Source organism: Arenibacter flavimaris (assembly GCF_030291335.1).
GTDB lineage: Bacteria > Bacteroidota > Bacteroidia > Flavobacteriales > Flavobacteriaceae > Arenibacter.
The window spans coordinates 510,047-519,569 of sequence record NZ_JASWIM010000001.1 but is presented as its reverse complement, the minus strand read 5'-3'; the positions used below and the strand labels follow the sequence as shown (position 1 = coordinate 519,569).

Annotated in this window: 7 protein-coding genes; 3 read left to right on the top strand and 4 right to left on the bottom strand. The window is 40.4% G+C overall.

Annotated features, from left to right (window positions below; translation table 11 throughout):
• Nucleotides 1–209: 209 nt before the first annotated feature.
• Nucleotides 210–1,208, bottom strand: coding sequence for an acyl-ACP desaturase (locus tag QSE00_RS02055; protein WP_110354396.1), 999 nt, complete (start codon nt 1,206–1,208; stop codon nt 210–212).
• A 63-nt stretch (nt 1,209–1,271) separates the two neighbouring features.
• On the bottom strand, nt 1,272–1,997 hold the full coding sequence (locus QSE00_RS02050; protein WP_110354395.1) for a metallophosphoesterase: 726 nt from the start codon (nt 1,995–1,997) through the stop codon (nt 1,272–1,274).
• Nucleotides 1,998–2,405: 408 nt separating this feature from the next.
• On the opposite strand from QSE00_RS02050, the gene QSE00_RS02045 reads away from it, so the two are divergent.
• Complete coding sequence (locus tag QSE00_RS02045; RefSeq protein ID WP_286104704.1) at nt 2,406–4,958, top strand: adenosylcobalamin-dependent ribonucleoside-diphosphate reductase; 2,553 nt, start codon at nt 2,406–2,408, stop codon at nt 4,956–4,958.
• Nucleotides 4,959–5,077: 119 nt separating this feature from the next.
• Nucleotides 5,078–6,025, top strand: coding sequence for a carbohydrate kinase family protein (locus tag QSE00_RS02040; RefSeq protein WP_286104703.1), 948 nt, complete (start codon nt 5,078–5,080; stop codon nt 6,023–6,025).
• Nucleotides 6,026–6,044: 19 nt separating this feature from the next.
• Here QSE00_RS02040 and QSE00_RS02035 read toward each other — a convergent pair whose 3' ends face one another.
• Together QSE00_RS02035 and QSE00_RS02030 are read right to left on the bottom strand one after the other, a co-directional pair.
• Nucleotides 6,045–7,181 carry an ATP-binding protein gene (locus QSE00_RS02035; RefSeq protein WP_110354393.1) on the bottom strand — a complete coding sequence of 379 codons (1,137 nt, stop codon included), beginning with the start codon at nt 7,179–7,181 and terminating at the stop codon, nt 6,045–6,047.
• On the bottom strand, nt 7,178–7,951 hold the full coding sequence (locus QSE00_RS02030; protein ID WP_286104702.1) for an SDR family NAD(P)-dependent oxidoreductase: 774 nt from the start codon (nt 7,949–7,951) through the stop codon (nt 7,178–7,180). The genes QSE00_RS02035 and QSE00_RS02030 overlap by 4 nt, the downstream gene beginning before the upstream one ends.
• Before the next feature lie 546 nt (nt 7,952–8,497).
• Here QSE00_RS02030 and QSE00_RS02025 point away from each other — a divergent pair.
• Nucleotides 8,498–9,499 (top strand): AAA family ATPase, encoded by a 1,002-nt coding sequence (locus QSE00_RS02025; protein ID WP_110354391.1) that lies wholly within the window; start codon nt 8,498–8,500, stop codon nt 9,497–9,499.
• The last annotated feature ends 24 nt before the right edge of the window (nt 9,500–9,523 follow it).

The window sequence follows — 9,523 nt, the reverse complement described above, 5'->3', positions numbered from 1 at the left end:
CAAGAGCATACCTCCTGTCCAAAAATCATGATCGGGCATAAAAAAATGCCCCTAAATAAAATCTAAGGGCAGTTAATATTCTATGTGTTCTACAAAATTAAGCTAACTCCTGAAAGTGCCTAATCAACTGACCATTGCTGACAAAAACAATTAAAAGACCCCACTTATAACCTTAAGTGGGGTCTTTTTATCTTCTAGAAATCTTTTTGCTAAACCATTCTTCCATTGGCCTCAACCCACTTGAACCTGTAGTTGTCTTCTGGGAATTTCATCCGGCCAGCAATTCGCTCCAACCTATCCGGCAATTTCATTAAATAGTCCCTTGCCCTTTCCGCGTCGTCATTAAGACTTCGAATACTATCCAATTCCCAATAGCTATTGAGTTTTTTCAATATATCTATATAGTCCTGGGCAGTATAAACCCCTAATCTTTGGGCACAGTTGGAGAAATTTTCAAAAGCGGTCCCTATGCTTCCACCAGACTCTCTTAGAAAATGGGCAGGCATAACAATCTTTTTCTTCATCATATCGGCAAAGGCCAACATCATCTGGCTTGGGTCGTTTTCAAAAATCACCTTAACAAATTCCCTATAGGCCAAATGATGGCGCATTTCATCTCCAGCAATAATGGTACACATTTTCCCAAGAAGCGAATTACCACCCTTTTTGCACATTTGACCCACCCTTTTGTGTGATATATTGGTGGCCAACTCCTGAAAAGAGGTATAAACAAAATTCTTATAGGGATCTCTATCGGTTCCAATATCAAAACCATCGGCAATCAAATACTGGGTAGTAATTTCCACCTCCCTCATATTGACCCTTCCGGCCAAATAAAGGTATTTATTCAGCACATCGCCATGCCTATTTTCCTCAGCCGTCCAATGACGTACCCATTTGGACCAACCATTCTTGTTTTCTCCGTGCTGATCTATTCCTTCAACATCCATTAGCCAAGATTCGTAAGTAGGGAGTGCCTCCTCCGTAATCGTATCCGCCACTAAGGTAACCCATAGATCATATCCCAGTTCCTTGGCTTCCTCACGTATCTGATTTACGTGATCCATAAAGCCTTCACTTTGTGTATCCGGTAAAAAATCTGTGGGTTGCCAAATGTCCTGTATAGGTATAAGGTACTGGTCTATAAAACCATCCACCTTATCCTCAATGGACTTCATTACTTCTATTCTAACGTTCTTATTAGACATTCTTCAAATTTTATGTAAATATCCTTAATAATCTTGATAATCCGTCCCTACGGACTGTAAAATTTAGTTTCTTCCCATTTCGGAGGGATAAAACAAATACACCGGATCACTTTGCCAGTATTCCTTAGATCCAACATCCATAATAGTCAAAGGACCTCTGAAGGCCGCCCCTGTATCTACATTCCAAATATTGGCAGCATTCTTCGGAGTTGTCCTCCCAATCCTTGTCACCGGCGTATGGCCAATAAAAATCTCCCTATAATGTGTTAACCTTTGAGGATAAAATTTATCCTCTTCAGTCAGTAATGGATCCAATGACAAGGCCATTTCCCAAAGTGTTCTATCCCAATAATAGGTTTTGGAAAAATACTCGTGGCCCACACCCCTTAAGTTAGTAAATCCCGCGTGGATATACAAGCGATTTTCAGTGTCCAGAATATAATTCTCCAAATTATCGAAAAATTGTATGTGGGCTTCCTTTATTTTATCGTCCACCAACCGATAAGAATTTTGGGTAGCACTCCCTCCATGTTGCAACCAAAGTGTATTATTCTCTCCACTTTTCAACCAATCATTGCAAAGTTCATCGTGATTTCCCCTGATAAACGAGCATTTGTGGGTCTGCCTAAGCTCCATTAAAAAATTTACCGTATTCACAGCATCACTCCACCCATCCACATAGTCCCCCAGAAATATAAGGTGGTCACTAGGACTCACTTTTGCCCTTTCCAATACCTGCTCCAAAGCCTTTAACCCAGAATGAAGGTCTCCGATTACCAATGTTCTCATTTTACAAAAATCGCAAATACCCCTCTAATATCCATGGTAAAAAGAACTAAAATTTAGATTAACCAGGATAATTTAAGTACAAATCCGGATCCATTGTAACCCCATACCAATTGGAAGCGCTTTGATCAAAAATCAACCAGGTAGAAACATCTCGTCCAAAATTTAAATCCTTCCCATTTCCAGATCCAGAATCCCTTTAAAATGATAGGTTAATAAAATTAAATTAAAAAAAAGTATAATTTATTTGTTAACTTTTTACTGTTAATAATTACCTACTTTGTTGATTTTAAGTATTTAAACTCAATTTTCTTGCAAACTTTCATGATAATTATCATGTTTTTCCTTCCATTTTTTTTAATACTTTTGTTCTTTATTCCAATTGTTACAACAACCCTTAAAAAACATTATATGCCAACTAAAATCGCCCAAGGGCCACAAAAGACCTACAGTCAGGAAGAAGCCTTTAATGCTTCTTTAGAATATTTTAAAGGTGATGACCTTGCGGCCAGGGTATGGGTAAACAAATATGCCCTAAAAGATTCCGAAGGGAATATTTATGAGCTCACCCCTGATGATATGCACCACAGGATAGCCAAGGAGATTTCCAGAATTGAACAAAAATATCCAAACCCCCTTAATGAAGATCAAGTTTTTAGCCTGATAAAAAACTTTAAATATATAGTCCCCCAGGGTAGCCCAATGGCGGGTATTGGCAATCCTTTTCAAATTGCATCCCTGTCCAATTGCTTTGTTATAGGCAATGACGGCCAGTCCGATTCCTATGGGGGAATCTTGAAAATAGACCAGGAACAGGTACAGCTTATGAAACGCCGCGGTGGAGTTGGCCACGATCTATCCCATATACGGCCCAAGGGGTCGCCCGTAAAAAACTCGGCCCTGACCTCGACCGGCCTTGTACCGTTTATGGAAAGATATTCCAATACAACCAGGGAAGTGGCCCAAGATGGCAGAAGGGGGGCCTTAATGTTATCGGTCTCCATAAATCATCCTGATGCGGAAGATTTTATAGATGCCAAAATGGAACAGGGTAAAGTAACGGGAGCCAATGTCTCCGTTAGAATGGACGATGATTTCATGAAAGCTGTTGAGAGTGGAAGCCCTTACACCCAAAAATTTCCTGTCCAAAGCCCCAACCCCAGAGTTTCCAAAACTATAGATGCCCAAAAACTTTGGGGCAAAATAGTCCACAACGCTTGGCAATCGGCAGAGCCCGGTATTTTGTTTTGGGACACCATTATAAAGGAATCCGTACCGGACTGTTATTCAGATCTGGGTTACAAGACAGTGTCCACCAATCCCTGTGGCGAAATTCCACTATGTCCTTATGACTCCTGTCGCTTGTTGGCCATTAACCTCTTCTCTTATGTGGATCAACCATTTACAGACAAGGCGACATTTAATTTTAAACTATTTAAAGAACATATTGCGGCAGCCCAGCGTATTATGGACGATATTATAGACCTTGAATTGGAAAAGGTAGATGTGATCCTGGAGAAAATAAAAGCCGATCCGGAATTGGATGACACAAAAGCCGTGGAATATAATTTATGGACCAACATCAAAGAAAAGGCCCAGCAGGGAAGACGAACAGGAATAGGCATTACTGCCGAAGGAGATATGTTGGCGGCACTTGGCTTGCGTTATGGAAGTGAAGATGCCAACAAATTTTCAATTGAAGTACACAAGACCATTGCCCTGGAAGCCTATAGGGCCTCTGTACATACGGCCAAAGACAGAGGAGCCTTTGAAATTTTTGATGCCGAAAGGGAAAAGAACAACCCCTTTATCCTAAGACTAAAGGAAGCCGATGATAAACTGTACTATGAAATGTTGGAATACGGCCGAAGAAATATTGCGTTATTGACTATTGCACCTACAGGCACCACAAGTTTGATGACCCAAACCACCTCCGGCATTGAACCGGTTTTCCTACCAGTATACAAACGCCGTAGAAAAGTTAATCCCAATGACAAGGATGTCCGCATTGATTTTGTGGATGAAGTAGGGGATTCTTGGGAAGAGTACTTGGTTTTCCATCATAAATTTAAACAATGGATGTCCGTCAAAGGAATTGATACCGAAAAAAATTATTCCCAAGAGGAATTACAAAAAATTGTAGAAAATTCCCCGTACTACAAAGCTACCTCCAATGATGTGGATTGGTTGAGCAAAGTCCGTTTACAAGGTGCCGTTCAAAAATGGGTTGACCATTCCATAAGCGTCACCATAAACCTTCCGAACGAGGTATCGGAAGAATTGGTCGGCAAACTCTATTTGGAAGCTTGGAAAGCCGGGTGTAAGGGTGTAACCGTTTACCGGGATGGTTCCAGATCCGGTGTACTGATCTCCAATGAATCAAAAAAATCGGATAATGAGGAATCCCTTACCCATTTCCCCACAAAACGCCCCCAAATTTTAGAAGCCGATGTAGTGCGACTACAAAACAACAAAGAAAAGTGGATCGCCTTTATTGGCCTGATCAACGACCAGCCCTATGAAATTTTTACCGGTATGGCCGATGATGAGGACGGTATTTTAATTCCTAGATGGGTAAACAACGGTGTAATTATAAAAAGTAGAAACGAAGACGGCTCCTCCCGATATGATTTTCAGTACAAGAACAAAAGAGGTTACAAAACAACCATAGAAGGACTATCCCATAAATTTAATCCCGAATATTGGAACTATGCCAAATTGATTTCCAGTACGCTACGTCATGGCATGCCAATAGAAAAAGTGGTAGACCTTATCAATAGCCTACAACTGGATAGTGAATCTATCAACACTTGGAAAAATGGCGTTGCAAGAGCGCTCAAAAGATATGTAGCCGATGGCACGGAGGCCAAGGGTCAAAAATGTGATTCCTGTAATTCAAAGAATCTGATTTACCAAGAGGGATGTCTTACATGTAAGGACTGTGGTTCGTCCAAATGCGGGTAAGCCATTGCAAACACCAGTTAAATTCTAAAAGTTACGTCCCCAAATTCATACATTTGGGGACGTTTTTAGTATTACTGCATTTTTCTATCTATTTTAGATAGATCAATTAAAACCAAAGGATGAAAAACGTTTTCTGTATAGGGGAATTATTAATAGATTTTGTAGCGGAAAAGCAAGGTAACGACCTGGCAAAAGCCAACAATTTTACAAAAAAAGCTGGTGGTGCCCCGGCAAATGTGGCCTCGGCAATATCCAAACTTGGAGGCAAAAGTTATTTCATTGGATGTGTTGGCAAAGATCCCTTTGGCACTTTTTTAATCAATACCTTAACAAAAGGACAGGTGGACGTTTCCCTGGCACAGCGGTCCGATACTTTTACTACCCTGGCCTTTGTTTCGTTAGCAGAAGATGGCGAGCGCGATTTTGTTTTTAGCCGTGGAGCGGACAAAGAATTAACATACGATCGCCGCCTTAGCAAACTATTCAAGGATCAGATTGTGCATTTTGGGGCCGCCACCTCCTTTTTGGGGGGCAGTCTGGAGGATGCTTATTTGCGTTATCTTCAAGAAGCCACAACCAACAATAGCTTTATATCCTTCGATCCTAATTTTAGGGCAGATCTTTGGAAAGGAACAGAAAACATTTTTGTACAAAAATGTATCCCTTTTATTGAAAAATCCCAACTCTGTAAATTTAGTTTGGAAGAGGCACAATTACTTTCCGGAAAGCAAAACATAGAGGAAGCATGTTCTTTTTTGCATCAACTGGGCACCAAAATCATTACGGTTACACTAGGTGGTGAGGGTACCTATTTAAGCACGCCTTCAATTCAAAAAATAATTCCGAGCATTAAGGTAAGTCCCGTCGACACCACGGGTGCAGGCGATGCATTTATTGGATGCTTGTTGAAACAACTTGCCCTGGCCACCAACTTGGACACCCTTTTGTCCAATTCCGGACCTTTGGAAAACATGGTACAACTAGCCAATAAGGCCGGTGCAATTACGACCACAAATTACGGGGCCATAGAACCTCTGCCCACGCAGCAGCAATTGGACCAGTTATAAATATTATGGCCGATAACCCCTAATTATACTTCATCTTCCTAATGATGCGAAGGGATTCTTTTATGGATTGATACACCGGAAGGTCGTACTTTTTCATTACCGGCTTGGCATCTTCCATAATATCCTTGGCTTCCTCAAAGCCATTGACATAGCAAATTAAAAACGTATCGGACAACAAGTCCAAGTCCTTTTCCTCATTTGGGGTCAAAGGAACTTTCTTTTCAATTTTCTTAAGGATTGCCACATTGGTGTTATATATATGATGTAGCGTTTTTTTATCGTATAAGGGAGGTTCAAATATCAAATCGCTTTGAATGGTATAGGTGCCATTATCAGAAAAGGTTATTACCACTTTTTCCAACGGATAATATTTTTGTTGGCTGCTTAACCCCAGCTGCACATATTCTATGGTAGTAAAGGAATTTTCATCATAAGTTATCGTAATTTCATCAAACTCCGAAAAAAACAACTTCACCTGTTCATTGATCAATTCAATATCCACACGGGAATAATAGGTTTCATCCTTTACTTTTTTCTGATGCCCCGCCCAACAAACTACAAATTGCTCCTTAAAAACCTTATAATTACTGGTCAGATCCTTATGCCTTTCGTTTAAAAAATCGATTACGCCATCCAAGGTAAGTTCAATATTGTTTTTGGCATGCTTTTCAATGGTTGCCACAACATCTGCATTTACATCCGTCAACTCAATCCCATAAGCCTTTGGCATACTTATGCTGCCGTCCCTAAAAAATACCGATCCCCCATAATACTTCCAGATATTTTTTCGCAATGAACAAACTTTCCCATTCGACCTGATAGTTACCAAGCCAACCACTTTGCCCATAGGCAAATGCGGAAATGGAATATTTTCATAAGTAATCCGTGGGGGATTGTCCAAGTAGGCGTTTACTAGGTTCTGGATCTTGCTGTCATCAAAAAAATCGACCCCCACAATTTCATTGTCTACATCCTCTACCCCAATTACGATAAAGGAATTATTCTGAGGGTTGCTATTGGCAAGAGCACAGACATGTTTCAAAAATTTGGCCTTCCCCTCCCTTTGTCCTATATCTATAAAACGCTTTTTATCATAAAAGCTATTCTCATCATTATGGGCCAATAGGTTTTTTACGAGCAGGCGTTTATTGATCATAATTTCTTATTGACAATAGTAGCACTCGCTTGTGCCGTAGGCAAAATTAATAAATCTGCAATATTTACATGGGAAGGCCTGGTAACCATAAAATGGATAACATCCGCAATATCTTCAGGTTGCAACGGCTCATAACCCTTATAAGTTGCCGAGGCCCTGCCATTATCGCCCTTAAACCGGACCTTACTGAATTCCGTTTCCACCAATCCCGGATGAATGGCCCCAACCCGAATACCGTATTTGTTTAAATCTATTCTCATCCCCTGGTTCAAGGCATCCACAGCGTATTTACTGGCGCAATACACATTGCCCATGGGATACACTTCCTTACCCGCAATGGAGCCAATATTTATAATATGGCCCGACTTCTTCTGGATCATTTTCGGCATTATGGCCTTGGAAACATATAAAAGGCCCTTGACGTTAATATCGATCATTGCCTCCCAATCATCCACACTTCCTTCCTCTATGGAATCCAGGCCATGGGCATTGCCTGCATTATTGATTAGAATATCAATATCGGAAAACTCTTCCGGAAGGGAAGCAATTGCTTCAAAAACTGCTTTTTTATCCTGTACATCAAATTCCAAAGTAAAAACCTTCGTATGTCTGGACAGTTCCTTTTTAAGCTCGCTCAGGCGCTTTTCCCGCCTGCCGCAAATAACTAAATTAATCCTATTGGAAGCAAAAAGTTTGGCGGTTGCAAGTCCTATTCCGCTTGTAGCCCCCGTTATAAATGCTGTTGGTTTCTCATTACTGGTAATACTCATAAAATTAGCTCTTTATTTTATTTCCGTCAATGCGGTTGGTCCGCATTTAAAACGTCCTATTGTCTTATTCCCCTAGCCAATTGAAAAAAAAATTCCCCCAAAAATGGGCTATAGCCAAGGCCTTCATTACCGCATCCGTCAGATTGGAAAAGGAGGCAATTTAAGGCCAAATTGTCCATGAACTATTTCTGCAGAATAAGAGGTGTTTTCATAAACCGATAAATTGCCAAGTGAGCCATAAATATCAGCTTAATTGGCAGTGGTATTCCTCTGTACCTTTGAACGACCAGTTAATATAGATCCTTTCCCTGCAGCAAGCCCGCTACCTCAATTGCCACACGTAATTGTACCTATAAGGAATTTAAAATAAGATGTTTTATTTTTCATATGTTTGTGAAATTATGAATAATTCCCTTAAATAGTTCATAAAACTGGACCCATTGCTTAACTTTTAACCATACATTAACAGCCAATAACTAAATAAATTTTCAATTTGCATCCACTTTTGGTGTTAACCATTGTAAACAAAACAAAACAAAGGATTATATGGAAGAAAATACTTCGGTAGATATCAGTGCCGTGAACGAGAAAATTGCCCAAGAGAGTGCTTTTATCGACCTACTTATTTTAGAAATGAACAAAGTAATCGTAGGACAAAAACATATGGTGGAGCGATTGCTTATTGGACTTTTAGGGCAAGGCCATATTCTATTGGAAGGTGTTCCAGGTTTGGCAAAAACCTTGGCGATAAACACCTTGGCGAAAGCAGTACAAGGAAGCTTTAGCAGAATTCAATTTACACCAGATCTTCTGCCGGCAGATGTTGTTGGTACCATGATCTACAATATGAAATTGAACGATTTTTCCATTAAGAAAGGGCCCATATTCGCCAATTTTGTTTTGGCCGATGAAATTAACCGTGCCCCTGCCAAAGTGCAATCGGCCCTTTTGGAAGCCATGCAGGAAAAGCAGGTTACCATAGGTGATGAAACTTTTGTGTTGGACAAGCCTTTCTTGGTTATGGCTACACAAAACCCGGTGGAACAAGAAGGAACTTACCCCTTACCGGAGGCGCAAGTGGATCGATTTATGCTAAAGACAGTTATAGATTACCCTAAACTTAGCGAGGAGCAATTAATTATCAGACAAAACCTTAAGGGCGCATATGAAGAGGTAAAACCCGTTGTTAGCGTTAAACAGATTCTCAGTGCCCAGAAGGCGGTAAGGGATGTGTATATGGACGAGAAAATTGAAAAATATATTCTCGATATTGTTTTTGCCACCCGATACCCGGAAAAATATAATTTAGAAAGCCTTAAACCTTTGATTAGTTTCGGAGCCTCGCCAAGGGGTAGCATCAATTTAGCCGTAGCTGCCAAATGCTACGCCTTTATAAAAAGAAGGGGCTACGTTGTTCCGGAAGATGTAAGGGCAGTAATCCATGACGTTTTGCGCCATAGGATCGGTATTACCTATGAGGCCGAGGCAGAAAACATTACTTCGGAAGAAATAATAAACAAGATCGTAAACGAAATTGAAGTACCTTAATCAGTCTACAGTTATCCGACTACA